The sequence below is a fragment of the Deefgea tanakiae genome (genome assembly GCF_019665765.1).
GTDB lineage: Bacteria > Pseudomonadota > Gammaproteobacteria > Burkholderiales > Chitinibacteraceae > Deefgea > Deefgea tanakiae.
Map to the genome: position 1 here is coordinate 1,504,919 of NZ_CP081150.1, position 14,652 is coordinate 1,519,570.

Sequence of the window (14,652 nt, forward strand, 5' to 3'; positions counted from 1 at the left end):
AACTTTAGTTTCTATCGCCCAATTAAATACAAACAATGAAGAGATCTGTTTGCCCTAATTTGACAACAAAGCCTGTACATAGCGGCGAACGCCGTCTTGTACTGATAGAAATTTTTCGCCGTATCCAGCTTCACGCAGTAGTGTTAAATCCGCCTCTGTGAAACATTGATACTTGCCCCTCAACGCATCAGGAAATTCAATGTATTCCAAAATACCTTCTGCCAACAGCTCTTCCAACGATAGCGCAGTTTGTCCGGCAGCCCCTCGGCAGGTATTAACCGCAGTGATAGCAATATCATTAAAAGGCTGTGAATGCCCTGTACCTACATTGTAAATGCCGCAGACTTCGGGATTATCCAAAAACCACAGATTTACTTTGACGACATCTTCAACCGACACGAAATCACGCGTGTGACCACCAGCTGGATAGCCACCGTACTCGCCAAATAATTTTACTTTGCCGGTCGCTTGGTATTGATTAAAGTGATGGAAGGCCACTGAAGCCATCCGCTCTTTATGCCATTCGCGTGGACCATATACATTAAAATAGCGGAATCCCGCCACTTGCGCTGTAATTTCACCATTCGCGATGCGATTACGCAGCACTTGATCAAACAACAACTTCGAGTAACCATAGACATTTAATGGTTGTTCACAATCCGGCGACTCAATAAAGCCGTTATCACCATTGCCATAGGTCGCGGCAGAAGATGCATACAAAAACTGTACTTCTTCGGCTTGGCACCATTCGAACAAAGCCAGCGTATATTGATAGTTATTATCCATCATATACTTACCGTTGTGCTCCATCGTATCTGAGCAAGCGCCTTGATGAATGATTGCGCTAATCGCGCCGTCAAATGCACCCGCAGCGAGTTCTTCGATGAAATCCGTTTTATCCAAATAATGAGCGATTTTCAAATCGGCCAAATTGCGAAATTGATCACCTTTAGTTAAGTCATCAACCGCAATAATATCGGCTTCACCACGCTCATTGAGCGCTTTAATTATATTCGAGCCAATAAAACCAGCTGCACCGGTAACTACAATACTCATAACAAAACCTCGTTGTAATTAGTTATTTAATACGATGACAAAGCGCCAAGAACAACCATGCACCGTGCGGCATCCATTGCTCAGTCCAGCGCCAGCTATTGGCCATCGTTGCCACTTCAGCAGTTTTAAAGTCGATATCGGCTTCATCATCATAACCGCTGGTAATACCATTGCAAACACCGCCTGGGGCATTATAAAAGCCCGGCTCGTAACGTGGATTATTGCGACCCCATCCTTGCAACATACACGCGTCATAAGGATTTGCCCCCAAAATCCAATCGAGCGCCGCTTGTTCATAACGGGCAATTTGCGCGACAAACACAGCATCTTCAGCAAACAAATTGCGAGCTTGTGCTGCCGCAGCCACAATCGAACCTAAACGCGCATTCTCACCCTGCCACCAATAGCCAGATTCATTTTGGTGCGGAATAAAGAATTGGGTATTGCCTTCCAGTCCATTATGTTTAACGTATTGACGCGGATACCCAAATGGATTGTTTACATCTGCAAAGGTAATTTGCAATTCAAACTCATACGCTTTGCGTAAAGCAGCGCGAATTGATGCGACCAGTTTTGATTCCGGCAACACCTCAATAAAGCGCATCAGCGCAATATAAAGCAAGCCAGCTTCAGCAGCATGGAAGTAACTCCGCTGACCTTCTGCATCGGCGCGGAACCAGCCATCGGCGTGTTGGCGCGCCAATAAATTTGCAACCCGAACTTCAGCCGAAGTCACATACGCCGCATCATCACTAACATTGAATAATTCAACAGCTGCCAGTAAAGCGCAATAATCATCAATAATGTTTTCAGTTTGATCGCCGAGATATTCAACATTGTGTTGCTCTAAATGCGCAAAACCGCGGCTAGCCGCCAGCAGATAATCGGCACGCGTAAATGCCTCGCCATCGCGCGACAGTTGCGAAGCACGTGCTAGCGCGGCAATGGCCACCCCACCGCCCTGGCGGTACGCCGCTTGATATGTAGCGTACTTATCGCCTTTTTGCGTTTTGTATTCACAAATGTCGCGGCGATTTTCGTCTTTGCTCCATTGATCAAATACGGTCATATAAAAATAACCAGCTGGATCCTGCATACGCACCAAGAAATCTGCACCATGCAAGGCCTCATCGACCATACGCTCGTCAAACCATTTTAATTGCTGCGGTAAGCGTGAATGGCCATCAATTAAATTCCAAACGACTTGTGGCGTTTGCTGTGGATTCATATATTGCGAGAATGCCAGATGCGATAGGTATTTAGAGCAATCACCCGATGCATCGTACCAGCCGCCACTCACGTCACGATGCTCTTCCGTGCCCCATTTCGGGCGAGACAAATCAGCCATGTCATAAATACCAGTACAACGCTGACCTTTAATGTAATGAACGATATCAGATAGCATTTGACCAGCAAATAAATCCTCAGCAATCGCAAAACGGTGTGAAACCAGCGGCGGATGCACATCATCAATGACGATAAAATACTCACCCACTTGTGTTAATTCAGTTAAATCAGCAGCCCAAAAATGCCAATTTTTCCACTTTGCGACCGTGCCTCGCGCATGAATCGCTCCGCGAAATGCAGCATGACGGGTATTGGCATCAAAAACGGTAAAGGTTTTACCTTCTAGTTGATCTGCTGGCGCCTCAATTAAAGCCACTTTATTCGCCGACGGCGCAAAACCCAGATGATTAAATAAGAAATTCACAAGACTATCCTTAGGCTAAATTGAGTTTATTCTTAATATTTATTTGATTGTAACCAATTGCGAACAGCGCCAACCATGCCCGCATGATTACCTGCATTAGCTAAAACGACATCTGTCATGCCTCTAAAATCGGGCAATAATTCAGCAGAAATCGCCGTATTAAGTTCACGTAAAAAAAGAGAACCACGTGCACTTACCCCGCCACCAATGACAACACGCTCTGGATTAAAGGCATAAATCAAATTGGCAATGCCGGTTGCTAATAATTTAAACCAATCTTTGACGACCACACTCACCTGCGGGTCTTGAGCATCATAAGCAGCAAACACTTCATAGCCATTGCTAAATTGATTTTTCATTTTGGCATTGGCAGCAGCTAAAAGACCACGCATCGAGGCATGATCCTCCCAAATGAGGCCAGCAATCCGCATATAACCCCACTCACCTGCCGCCGCTCGCGCGCCACGGTAGATTTGATGGTTTAAAACAATACCACCACCGATACCAGTTCCAATCGCAATCGCGATGTAATGCGCCGCACCTTGCGCTGCGCCCAACCAACCCTCAGCTAAAGCAACGCAATTAACATCATTATCAATACTCACTGGCAAGCCAAACTCTTGCTCTAAAGCCGCCTTAGGCGACATTCCTGCATAACCCTCAACCGCCTCTGCAGCACCTAAAATTAAGCCACTGTATGCGTCAACCAAGCCAAAAGTACTAATTGCGATACCGGCAATCTCATACTGCGCCATCATCGTACGGCTTAACTCGCGCAAAAGTTGAATAACCGCTTCACCACCAGCGTATTTTGGGGTATCTACGACAGTTGCAGATAAGACCTCACCGGCATGGCTCACGATGCCATACTTGATTTGTGTGCCGCCAATATCAAAGGCCAATAAATTCATACATTACCCCAATCAATTTCTTTTTTGCCATTCTGCTGCAGATACGTATTTGCCGTAGAAAAATGACCACAACCGATAAAGCCACGATAGGCCGACAAAGGAGAAGGATGCACCGAGCTTAATACGCAGTGCTTGTCGCCAATCAAATGTGCTTTCTTTTGCGCATGAGCGCCCCAAAGCATAAACACCACGTGGGATTGAGACTGTGCCAAATATAAAATAATCGCATCCGTCAGCGCCTCCCAACCTTTTTTAGCGTGCGAACCGGCTTTATCTGCTTCAACAGTGAGTGACGTATTCAGCAATAATACGCCTTGCTCCGCCCAGCCGGTCAGATTGCCATGTTGCGGGGGATTAATACCTAAATCTCGCGCAAGTTCTTGCCAAATATTTCGCAAAGAGGGTGGAATTTTTACGCCGAAAGGTACAGAAAAAGATAAACCATGCGCTTCACCCGCGCCGTGATAGGGATCTTGCCCTAAAATCACCACTTTAACTTGTTCAGGCGCTACATAATCCAGCGCCCGAAACCAATCATGCTGAGCTGGATAAATCAGTTTTTCAGCGCTTAATTCTTGCTGTAAAAATTCAGCCAACTTCAAGACGTCACGGCTGTGACACACCTCGCTAAGCGCAGGCAGCCAGTAACTGGGAATGCTGGCGCATAAATTCATTCTTTACGCTCACGAAGCTGATGAATATGTCGTCGATGATAGCGAAAGATTGTTTTTTCATAACTATCTTGCAAGCTAGCACTCATCGCAAGCCATGCCGCTTTGATCTCAAAACCACCTTCAATCTCAGCACAGGAAATCACTTTAGCTGAAATTTTCAATAGAAAAGGAAACTGATCAGAAAGACAAAATGCAACAACACCCGTTTCTGCCACCGGTAAAGCATGTGGTGCCGTCCAAATCACAAACTCCAAGCCCAAGGCGGCCGCAGTTTGTGATGGTAGTTGTGTATTGAGTGAACGCGCTAACCAGAGCAACATTAAATCTGATTTAGCGTTTTGCTGATGATGGGCATCTTCAATAAAATCATGAGCTTGCTCAAAATCGGCGAGAACTTGTAAATATCGACTCATTTCCCAATCATTCGCAGGCGCAGTATCAATCAGCCACGCCAATGGAATTGCATCGCGAAATAAAGAGGGCCCATCTATTTTTGGGATCGACATTGTTTAATTTAAGAATTTCAATAATGTGACGATTATAACGTGTGGCAGAAAAAATAAATGCAAAACCAGCAAATTGATACCGCATTTTCTATGCTGAAATCACTCAGCAAATCAATTCAAATCGGAGTTCTGTGATGCACCTTAAAACCAGCGCTTTAATGATGACCTTATGTCTTCTGACTGCGACAGGCAGCAGCATCGCAAATGAAAAGCACAGCAACAAAAAGGCGAATCACGACCCCGCTCATTGGAGTTACGAAGGTGAAACAGGGCCGAGCAATTGGGGCTCAATGAAATCTGAGTTTGGTTTGTGCAGCAATGGCAAACAGCAATCGCCAGTCAATATTAACGAAGCCTACGCGCAAGAGTTAGAACCGCTGCAATTTCAATACAAAGAATCGAAAACCAATATTCAAAACAATGGGCACACCATCCAACTGAACTACGACGCGGGAAGCTACTTGACCGTCGGTGCTGATCGCTACCAATTGCTACAATTTCACTTTCATACCCCAAGTGAAGAAGCAATTGGCGGTCAGCGCTATCCAATGGTCGCACACCTCGTTCACAAAAATGATGCCGGGCAATTAGCCGTCGTGGCTCTTTTGATTAATCAGGGCAGTAGCGACAATAAAATTGTTAAAACCTTCTGGGACAAGATGCCAACGAATCACAATGAAACGCGCGGATATGATCAGCTCAAATACAACGTCAGCGATTTATTACCCAGCAATCGTAGTTACTGGACACTAATGGGATCACTCACGACCCCACCATGCAGTGAAGGTGTGCGCTGGTTAATTCTAAAAAATCCACTGAATATCTCAGCTAAACAAATAGCACGTTTCAAAAAAGAATTCCCAATGAATGCCCGCCCCATCCAATCTTTGCAGCAACGAGCAATTCTTGATAGCAACTAATATGTATATGACTGTAGACTATATCTTATAGCACCTACAGTCATATACCTAACTCAATCTCTGACGTTTAATTTCATACAAACAGATCGCAGCGGCATGACCCACATTCAAAGACTCAATGCCTTCGGTCATTGGAATTTTGATGCGTAATGTCGCTTTTTCAGCCAGCGCAGTTGAAACCCCCGCACCTTCCGACCCCATAACCAAAGCTAACGATCCTGATAGCTTTGCAGCGTACAAGTCAACTGCACCATCCAAAATGGTAGCGGCAATCTTGCCGTCAAAATCATTGGCAAAATCAAGTAAATCAGCATTCTCTACGATAGACATCACCGCCTGCGCCCCCATTCCAGCACGAAGCACTTTAGGCGACCAAACATCGGCGCAGTCTGATGACAACACCACCTGCTGAACACCGGCAGCCTGTGCCGTTCGCAAAATTGCACCTACATTCCCAGGATCTTGTACGCCATCGAGTAGCAAAACAAAACCATTTTGCTTTGGGCTATGAGGCTCAGGAATATCGATCAAAGCCAATACACCACTAGCACTACTTAACTCAGACAGCTGCGAATACAGGGTCTGAGACAAATAAGTGACTGGGCACGCACAACGCAAAACTAAATTCTTTATTTCTTCCCGTTGGGCGCCATCTTCAGAAACAAAAAGACGGACAACACAATGCCCCGCATCGAGCCATGCTGCCAGTAAGTGAGCGCCATCCAGCAAAGTTTGTTTAGATTTAATACGTTCGCGACGATTTTGAGTCAATTTCAATGCCTGCTTAAAGCCTGCATTTTGGGTAGACGTGATAATTTCCATTGATGTCACACAGAGGTTCGACGCGCATTGTGCGCTAAAGCTTTACTTGCCAACAGGCATATTTGCTTGAAATGTTGATAGTGAAAATCAGTGACCTCACCCAGTAAGCCGCAGTCTGCATAAATTAAGCCCACAGGTTTATCACCTACAAAAATAGACATCGCACAAAAGCTTTTTGCTCCAACTTGCTCAACCAATTCAATCGGCAAATGAGGAGAAAACTGCGCGTAATTAGCAGAGTTCAACCAAAAACTTTGCGGTTTCTGCAACAACTTAGTTAAAACATGCTGTTTTTCTAATGAAATACGCAAATTCTGTAAAGGATCCGTCGGAGCTACACCCTGCACGTAGCGAGCACGCAGCGAGTTCTCCGCAGCCATCAGCAAAGTAAATGCAATACGCTGCATCGCGAGTCCTTCAGATAAAGCACGTACAGCCAGCGTCATCACCTGATTGGTTGGCGCGCCTTGTACACCCGCCAAATGCAATGCCTGCATTCGCTCTGCAAGCACATCTTTTTCGAGCACTGTTGAATCGGCCCGTGGCGTTACTTTAGAGACAGGTCTTGGCCACTCACCAGGCAACATGGCTAGCCAACGTGCTGGTGTATAGAGCGGATTACCTCGCCCTTCTTTGCGTGTGAATGCGAGTAATTGGCGAATTAAAAAATGCCAAATATCCTCAAATGGCAAATTCAATACGGCAGCAGTTGTCGTTAATTTTTGTTGAACATCATCTTGCCACCAGCCTTTGTCCAATAAACGGGCCAATGGCACAACCGCATGCTGTAAAACACTACGGGTTGAGGGCTCTGCATCTTTACGAATCAAAGTTTGAATCGGCTCTGGCATTTGCCATAGCGATAATAGATCCGCCACATCACCGGCATGAGTTGGCGCTTTTTCATCAAGAAAAGGAGCTAGAATCGATAACAAATCAACGATATTACTCAACATCGCTGCGGCTTGAATTTCACCTAACTTAGCATCGAATCGTTTGTTAGCGTAAAAACTAGCCAAACGACGCGCCAATCTTGCCTCCAAAACAAGTTTTAATAAATTGCCATATTCAGCTTGATGGGTAGGCAGCATCAAACTCTCTACTGTTTGTGCTCGGGCAAAACGCTCTAAAAATGGCGTCACACCTATCAACATAATGGCGGCTTCAATGGCTACGACATCGGAAGATAAGCTAGTGCGTTGGCGCTGATTAATCATACGCAAAACTTGGGCAGTTAATAGCGGGTCGCGCGACACCACTTCAGCCACCTCAGTGGGCCGAATGATTTCTGCTCGGCGCAACATGCCCATAATTTGATTGCGTGACTCTTGCAATACGGGAATGGCCCGCCGCTCCCAAAATTGGAGCCAATCAGCTATCGATTTTACATTCGCCATAGTAGAAGCTTGCCGTTTTTCCAGTCATTCAATTCAATCACTTGATCCGGATCTACCCCAGGAATCTCGAAAGAATTACTAATAAAGAGACTGCCAGGCTTCATTTGAGAGCGAGCTTGCGACCACAAATCTGCCATTACAGCGGGAGACAAAAAAGCATAAATGCAATCATAATCAGCAAAATCTAAGCCTTGATAATCTGCATTAATCCAACGAACTGATGAAGGCAGTCGAAACTTACCCCACAACCAGGGAGCTTTGGCCTGTTCTACACCACACAGGGATAAATCCGCCCTACTTGCAGATAAGTGCTGCAGAACTTTTCCAGTTCCAGCACCAACGTCTAGAAAATGACCACCCAATGGAATACATGATTCAAGCTCAGACAGTGCACTTTGATTACTTAAATACAGTGGCACACGTGAAACCATGACTTTGCCAAAAACAAACCATGACAATACTAAAGCTAATAAATACCAATGCGGCGCGATATTTAACTGCAAACAAAGAAAAATTAACGGCAGAAAAAAAAGATGAATCCACTTCCACCAAAATCCATCATGCAAGGATTTTGCCAGCAGAAAAGAAATACTAGAGGCTAGTGCTATCGCTATTAGCGAAGAAAATAAAGAGCCAACCCCAATAACTAAAAAAAATGAAAAAGCACAGATTAATGCAAACACAAGCCACTGCGGGAATACGTTAATCGATGACATCATTTTGCTTGCTGGATTGGATTTACAAACCCGCCTGCAGAGGGTGCAGCTACCGCCACCTCTTCAGTTTGGCCAGCCTGTTTACGAATGTCAGACTCGGCATCTTTGTTAAGCACCACAATGCTGATGCGGCGATTCACTGGATTGTAGACATTATCTTTATCCAGTGGGATAACATCGCCAAAACCATTCACTCGCAACACTTTATCAGGCTGCAAACCACCAAGAATCAGCTCACGCCTTGAAGAGTTGGCCCTTTCAGACGAAAGCTCCCAGTTAGTAAATCCAGCCGCACCACCTGCAAACTGCGTACCGTCAGTGTGGCCAGCCAAAGAAACTGCATTGGGTACTTCATTCAATAACTGCGCCATCTCCTGCAAAATGCCGTGAGCATAGCTCTCTAACTCAGAACTACCTGATTTAAACATTGGACGATTTTGCTCATCTACGATTTGAATTCGCAAACCTTCAGCAACCATATCCAACTTAATCTGATCTTTATACTGACCAAGTTTAGAGTTCTCGCGAATTTTATCGTCCATTAAAGCTTCAAACTTTTGCTTTAAAGCACTCAGCCTTTTTCTATCTTTAGCGGCCTCTGTTTGTGCCGGAGGATCACCTTTATTAACTTGACCCGCTTGCTTAGTAATATCATTACCGCCACCTTGAATAACAGAGTCAGCATCGCCAGAGCCGGAGCCCCCCGCATTCGCAACTTTGAGTGGATTATTAAAAAAGTCAGAAATACCTTTTAAATTCCCTTTTGACACCGAGCCAAGCAGCCACATCAATAAGAAAAAGGCCATCATTGCAGTTACAAAGTCAGCATAGGCAATTTTCCATGCACCGCCATGGTGACCATGACCGCCTTTTTTAATTTTTTTTACGACTATTGGTCTTTGGGAATCATCGCTCATTTTTACTCAGCCTATCTTTCAAAAAGTTATTTACCTTTTGCGTTCTTCACAAATTCTTCGAGTTCTTTAAAGGATGGTCGTTCTGAAGAATCGAGGACTTTGCGGCCAAATTCGACTGCCACTTGTGGAGCATAACCATTAAGACTAGCGATTAACGTTACTTTAATTGTTAAAAACACTTGGTGGCCTTCAGCCATTTTTGTTTCTAACACATTTGCCAATGGACCAACAAACCCATAAGCCAACCAAATACCCATAAACGTACCAACCAATGCAGCACCAATCAACTTACCCAATTCAGATGGGGGCAAATGCAGAGAACCCATCACATGCACAACCCCCATTACTGCAGCAACGATACCAAACGCCGGCAAACCATCGCCGAGCTTTGCCATCATGCCCGCAGCAACGTGCGCTTCATTGTGATGTGCTTCAATTTCAATATCCATTAAATTTTCGATTTCAAAAGCATTTAAGTTGCCGCCGACCATTAAGCGCAAATAATCACAAATGAAGTCGGTAATGTGATGATCATGCGATATTTTGGGATATTTTGAAAAGATAGGACTAGCATGGGGGTCTTCAACATCCCCTTCAATTGACATTAAACCTTCTTTCCTGACCTTTGCTAATAGCTCAAATAAACAAGCAAAAAGATCCATGTAAAAAGTTTTATTAAATGCAGAGCCTTTAAAAATGGTAGGTAATGCTTTACCAAATAACTTCAGACTTTTGGGACTAGCACCCGCAATCATGCCACCGATTGCGCCACCAAAAATAATGATAATTTCAGAAGGCTGCCAAAAAACAGCCAAATGGCCACCATGCCAAACATATGCACCCAAAATACAGACACACATAAAGATGTAGCCAATAATAACAAACATAAGCTAGCTTCCTAGTTAGCGGTGTTACATCAATAAATATTAAATTATCTACATCATAGAAGCAGCACTGCGACGTAACAAGCTATTCAAACAATATACGTTGTGCAAATGCAGCACGAACAGGAGCAAAAGACACCCTATGCTCCGGTATAGGCCCAAACTCTTTGAGCGCCTTAAGGTGCAGAGCAGTACCATAGCCTTTATGCTTAGCAAAACCATACTCAGGATAAAGTAAATCAAGCGCGTAAGCTTCAGCATCTCGATTGACTTTGGCCAAAATAGATGCGGCTGAAATACATTGCTCAGTCGCATCGCCCTTAATAATTGCTCGGCTTGGAATATTCAGAATAGGTGTACGATTGCCGTCAACCAAAACTTCATCAGGCAAAACAGAGAGCGCAGTCACTGCTCGAGACATTGCCAACATCGTTGCTTGCAATATATTTAACTGATCGATTTCAGTTGCGGTTGCTGATGCGACGGCCCATGCCACGGATTGAGACATAATTTGAACGGCCAATTTATCGCGTTGCTTTTCAGATAACTTCTTAGAGTCAGCCAAACCAACAATTGAATGAACATCGGGCAAAATAACAGCAGCTGCAAAAACAGAGCCAACTAAAGGCCCCCTGCCCGCTTCATCAACGCCACAAATTAACATACGTTCGCTTTAGTCAATAATTTAGCTACCGCATCAGCCGCGCGCTCAGCACCATTACATTGCAAACTAAGGTGGTGATGTTCAAATATATCAGACAAATTTGCAGACAGTACTTTATCGATCAAATAGTTATTGAGTGCTAATGATAAATTTTCTGGTGTAGCTTCTTCTTGCAAAAACTCTGGAACAATAAATTTACCTGAAATGATATTTGGCAAACTAACATACGGTAACAAAAATTTTCGTTTAACCATCCGATAAGTGAATGGACTTATTTTATAAGCCACTACAACGGGTCTTTTTGCCAACATAGCCTCTAAAGCCGCAGTCCCTGATGCCAATAAAATTGCATCTGATGCAGTCATTGCTTCGTGCGCATGTCCAAACATTAAACGCCAGTTTAAGCCTTGCGCATTAAGACGCCATATTTCATTTTCAAAAATGGTCCGAGTTTCTCTCGTTATTAATGGCACCAACAAAACAATCTTTGGGTGCAACTCCGACAATATTATCGCCGTTTTAATGAAGATATCCGCCATCGCCATAACTTCACGCTGCCGACTTCCAGGCAGCATAGCCACAACGACATCATTACTATCAACATTTAAAATTTCACGAACTTGAAATTGATTGACCGAGACGGGCATCAAATCAGCCAAGGGATGGCCGACATAAGTCGCGGCAATTTTTTGTTTTTTATAAATTTGCTCTTCGAACGGAAGAATCAATAATATGTGTGACACTGCTTTACGAATTTGCTTAATTCGTTCAGGGCGCCAAGCCCAAATAGATGGGCTAACATAGTGAACGGTGGTAATGCCGGCAATTTTAATTCGTTTCGCTAGGCCAATATTAAAGTCAGGAGCATCAATCGTAATTAATAAATCAGGTTTTTCATTTAATATTGCTTTGACCAATCGTTTTCTTAATTTCAATAACTTAGGCAAGTGCTTAACGACTTCAACAATCCCGCCAACCGCTAAAGTTTCCATTGGTTCAATGGAGTGAGCACCAGCGGCTATCATTTTATGCCCAGCTACTCCGGCAAACTGTGCGTCAGGAAAACGAAGTAGCAGCGACTGAATTAACGCAGAACCTAATAAATCACCAGAAGCTTCACCGGCAACAATCGCAATCCGTGGGCCCTTGCCATTAAAAAATAATTGATCGCCCATACGATTTATCGAACGATTCCGCGTTTTGATTGATCAAAAAAGTTCACAAAGCACTGAAGCACTGGCATAAATACCGCTTGTTCACGGATAAGATTAACAGCAACCTCGTATGAAGTGCCTTCACGATACAAAGTTTTGTATGCTTTTTTAACCGAAGCAATCTCATCCAATGAGAAACCGCGACGCTTCAAGCCTTCAATATTGATACTTCTTGCTGTTGCACGATTACCTTCACACATAACAAACGGAGGCAAATCTTGGACGATAATAGAACCACCACCAGCCATCGCATGTTCGCCAATCACACAAAATTGGTGAACAGCCGTTAAGCCCCCCAAAATTGCATAATCCCCTACAGACACATGACCTGCTAATGTTGCATTGTTTGCAAGTATTACATTACTGCCAACAATGCAATCATGCGCAATATGCGCATAAGCCATGACCCAGCAGTTATCCGCAATCGAGGTTAGACCGCGATCTTGAGACGTACCAATCGAAATTGTAACATTTTGGAAAAATGTATTCCCATTGCCTATCGTTAAGCGAGTTGGTTCAGCATTATATTTTTTATCTTGCGGAACACAACCCACAGAGCAAAACGAGTGAAATGTATTGTTTTCACCAATTTGCGTGTGCCCCTCAATTACACAATGTGACTCTACCACAGTACCTGAGGCAATCGTGACATTGGGCCCAACCATTGAATATGCACCAATGATAACGTTATCAGCAATAGACGCGCTTAAATCAACAAGTGCGGTAGGATGAATTATTGGCATTAAATTAATCTATAGAATTAAAGAACTTCACGCTGTGCGCACATCAAATCAGCCTCGCAAGCTAATTCATCGCCAACATAAGCTTTGGCAACATACTTCCAAATCCCACGTTTAGAAGCAATAATTTCAGCCTTTAAAATTAATTGATCCCCAGGCACAACCTGTCGTTTGAAGCGTGCATTATCAATGCCGGCATAAAACAAAATTGTATTCTCTGACGGAGCAGGAACAATACTCTTAAATGTTAAAATACCAGCAGCTTGCGCTAGTGCCTCTAAAATCAAAACACCTGGCATTACCGGATATTTTGGAAAGTGCCCCTGAAAAAAAGGCTCATTCATTGACACGTTTTTAAGGGCAACGACTGATTTGTTTGGTTCTAATTCCAACACACGATCAACCAACAAAAAAGGATAACGGTGCGGCAAATGACGCATAATTTCATTAATATCAATCTGTTCCATTTTCTTCTCCCTGCTGTTTCATACCACTAAGCACGCTGTTTTTTTCAATTTTTCTAATTCGCTTCGCCATTTCATCTAGACGGCGATAATGCATACTATTCCGAGCCCAAGTCGAATACGGCATCGTAGGAACACCACTAGCATAAACTCCAGGTTCAGTTAAGGAGTTTGGGGTGCCACTACCAGACAACAAAGTAATACCATTGGCGATTTCAATATGCCCGGCAATTAGAACTCCACCACCAATGAGGCAATTAGCACCGATTGTTGTTGAACCAGCAACCCCAGCACAACCAGCCATTGCAGTATGTGCACCAATTTTTACGTTATGCGCAATTTGAATTAAGTTATCAAGACGCACACCGTCTGAAATAATCGTGTCATCAAGTGCACCACGATCTATCGTTGTATTGGCGCCTATTTCAACATTAGAACCAATAATTACTTTGCCAATTTGTTGAATCTTTTCCCAGCTTTTACCATTCCAAGCATTACCGAAACCATCAGAACCAATAACGGCTCCACTGTGAATCTCTGTAGAGTCCCCAATTACGCAATCAGAATAAATGACAACGCGAGGATGAATTCTGCAATTGGAGCCAATGGTTACATTTTCCCCAATTACAGTACCTGATTCAATTATAGTACCGGGCCCGACAAAGGAGCCTGACTCAACAACCACATATGCACCAATTTCAGCGCTAGAATCAATGTCCGCTGAATTATGAATCACACACGTTGGATGACGACTTTCACAAGATTTGCGCCTAGGGAACAATACATTGAGCGATCTCGACACAAACAGCTGAGGATCTTTCACCACAACCTGTGTACACGCATATTTTGCATTGAATTGCTTCACTACCAGTGCGGATGCTTTACAAGAGGCTACTTTGTCAGAATATTTTGTTGCCGTATAAAAAGATAGATCACCAAATTCAGCAGAATCTAGCGAGGCTATTGATGTGACTTCAACATCATCCCCGATAATCTCACCACCAAACCGCTTGACTAGCTCTGTCAATTTTGCAGCCACAGCTGAATTAGCCATAT

At 43.9% G+C, this 14,652-nt stretch carries 16 protein-coding genes; 1 reads left to right on the forward strand and 15 read right to left on the reverse strand.

Features of this window, described 5'->3' with window-relative positions; genetic code table 11:
- Positions 1–54: 54 nt before the first annotated feature.
- Genes rfaD through K4H28_RS07095 form a run of 5 tightly spaced genes read right to left on the reverse strand, consistent with a single transcriptional unit; the run spans position 55 to position 4,858 of the window.
- Complete coding sequence (gene rfaD / locus K4H28_RS07075) at positions 55–1,056, reverse strand: ADP-glyceromanno-heptose 6-epimerase (RefSeq protein WP_221007670.1); 1,002 nt, start codon at positions 1,054–1,056, stop codon at positions 55–57.
- A 22-nt stretch (positions 1,057–1,078) separates the two neighbouring features.
- The gene (locus K4H28_RS07080) at positions 1,079–2,767 is read right to left on the reverse strand and encodes a glycoside hydrolase family 9 protein (RefSeq protein ID WP_221007671.1); all 1,689 of its coding nucleotides are present in this window, start codon (positions 2,765–2,767) and stop codon (positions 1,079–1,081) included.
- Between the two features lie 32 nt (positions 2,768–2,799).
- The gene (locus tag K4H28_RS07085) at positions 2,800–3,678 is read right to left on the reverse strand and encodes an ROK family protein (protein WP_221007672.1); all 879 of its coding nucleotides are present in this window, start codon (positions 3,676–3,678) and stop codon (positions 2,800–2,802) included.
- On the reverse strand, positions 3,675–4,352 hold the full coding sequence (gene ung / locus K4H28_RS07090; protein WP_221007673.1) for a uracil-DNA glycosylase: 678 nt from the start codon (positions 4,350–4,352) through the stop codon (positions 3,675–3,677). The genes K4H28_RS07085 and ung overlap by 4 nt, the downstream gene beginning before the upstream one ends.
- Positions 4,349–4,858, reverse strand: a complete 510-nt coding sequence (locus K4H28_RS07095; protein ID WP_221007674.1) for a PilZ domain-containing protein — start codon at positions 4,856–4,858, stop codon at positions 4,349–4,351. Before K4H28_RS07095 ends, ung begins: the two co-directional genes overlap by 4 nt.
- Before the next feature lie 134 nt (positions 4,859–4,992).
- Here K4H28_RS07095 and K4H28_RS07100 point away from each other — a divergent pair, with 134 nt between their 5' ends.
- A complete protein-coding gene (locus K4H28_RS07100; protein ID WP_221007675.1) occupies positions 4,993–5,778 on the forward strand; it encodes a carbonic anhydrase in 786 nt (261 codons plus the stop codon).
- 48 nt (positions 5,779–5,826) lie between these two features.
- Here K4H28_RS07100 and K4H28_RS07105 read toward each other — a convergent pair whose 3' ends face one another.
- From K4H28_RS07105 to lpxD, 10 genes are all read right to left on the reverse strand, one after another.
- A complete protein-coding gene (locus K4H28_RS07105; protein WP_221007676.1) occupies positions 5,827–6,600 on the reverse strand; it encodes a TrmH family RNA methyltransferase in 774 nt (257 codons plus the stop codon).
- A gap of 5 nt (positions 6,601–6,605) precedes the next feature.
- Positions 6,606–7,997: an HDOD domain-containing protein gene (locus tag K4H28_RS07110; RefSeq protein ID WP_221007677.1), complete on the reverse strand. Its 1,392-nt coding sequence runs from the start codon at positions 7,995–7,997 to the stop codon at positions 6,606–6,608.
- Positions 7,985–8,716, reverse strand: coding sequence for a class I SAM-dependent methyltransferase (locus K4H28_RS07115; protein ID WP_221007678.1), 732 nt, complete (start codon positions 8,714–8,716; stop codon positions 7,985–7,987). The genes K4H28_RS07110 and K4H28_RS07115 overlap by 13 nt, the downstream gene beginning before the upstream one ends.
- Positions 8,713–9,630: a flagellar motor protein MotB gene (motB, locus tag K4H28_RS07120; protein WP_221007679.1), complete on the reverse strand. Its 918-nt coding sequence runs from the start codon at positions 9,628–9,630 to the stop codon at positions 8,713–8,715. Before motB ends, K4H28_RS07115 begins: the two co-directional genes overlap by 4 nt.
- Before the next feature lie 26 nt (positions 9,631–9,656).
- The gene (gene motA / locus K4H28_RS07125; RefSeq protein WP_221007680.1) at positions 9,657–10,517 is read right to left on the reverse strand and encodes a flagellar motor stator protein MotA; all 861 of its coding nucleotides are present in this window, start codon (positions 10,515–10,517) and stop codon (positions 9,657–9,659) included.
- A gap of 82 nt (positions 10,518–10,599) precedes the next feature.
- Complete coding sequence (gene rnhB / locus K4H28_RS07130) at positions 10,600–11,178, reverse strand: ribonuclease HII (RefSeq protein WP_221007681.1); 579 nt, start codon at positions 11,176–11,178, stop codon at positions 10,600–10,602.
- Complete coding sequence (gene lpxB / locus K4H28_RS07135; protein WP_221007682.1) at positions 11,172–12,353, reverse strand: lipid-A-disaccharide synthase; 1,182 nt, start codon at positions 12,351–12,353, stop codon at positions 11,172–11,174. The genes rnhB and lpxB overlap by 7 nt, the downstream gene beginning before the upstream one ends.
- A 5-nt stretch (positions 12,354–12,358) precedes the next feature.
- Positions 12,359–13,135: an acyl-ACP--UDP-N-acetylglucosamine O-acyltransferase gene (gene lpxA / locus K4H28_RS07140; RefSeq protein ID WP_221007683.1), complete on the reverse strand. Its 777-nt coding sequence runs from the start codon at positions 13,133–13,135 to the stop codon at positions 12,359–12,361.
- 17 nt (positions 13,136–13,152) lie between these two features.
- Positions 13,153–13,599, reverse strand: coding sequence for a 3-hydroxyacyl-ACP dehydratase FabZ (gene fabZ / locus K4H28_RS07145; protein WP_221007684.1), 447 nt, complete (start codon positions 13,597–13,599; stop codon positions 13,153–13,155).
- The gene (gene lpxD, locus K4H28_RS07150; protein ID WP_221007685.1) at positions 13,586–14,650 is read right to left on the reverse strand and encodes a UDP-3-O-(3-hydroxymyristoyl)glucosamine N-acyltransferase; all 1,065 of its coding nucleotides are present in this window, start codon (positions 14,648–14,650) and stop codon (positions 13,586–13,588) included. The genes fabZ and lpxD overlap by 14 nt, the downstream gene beginning before the upstream one ends.
- Positions 14,651–14,652 lie beyond the last annotated feature (2 nt).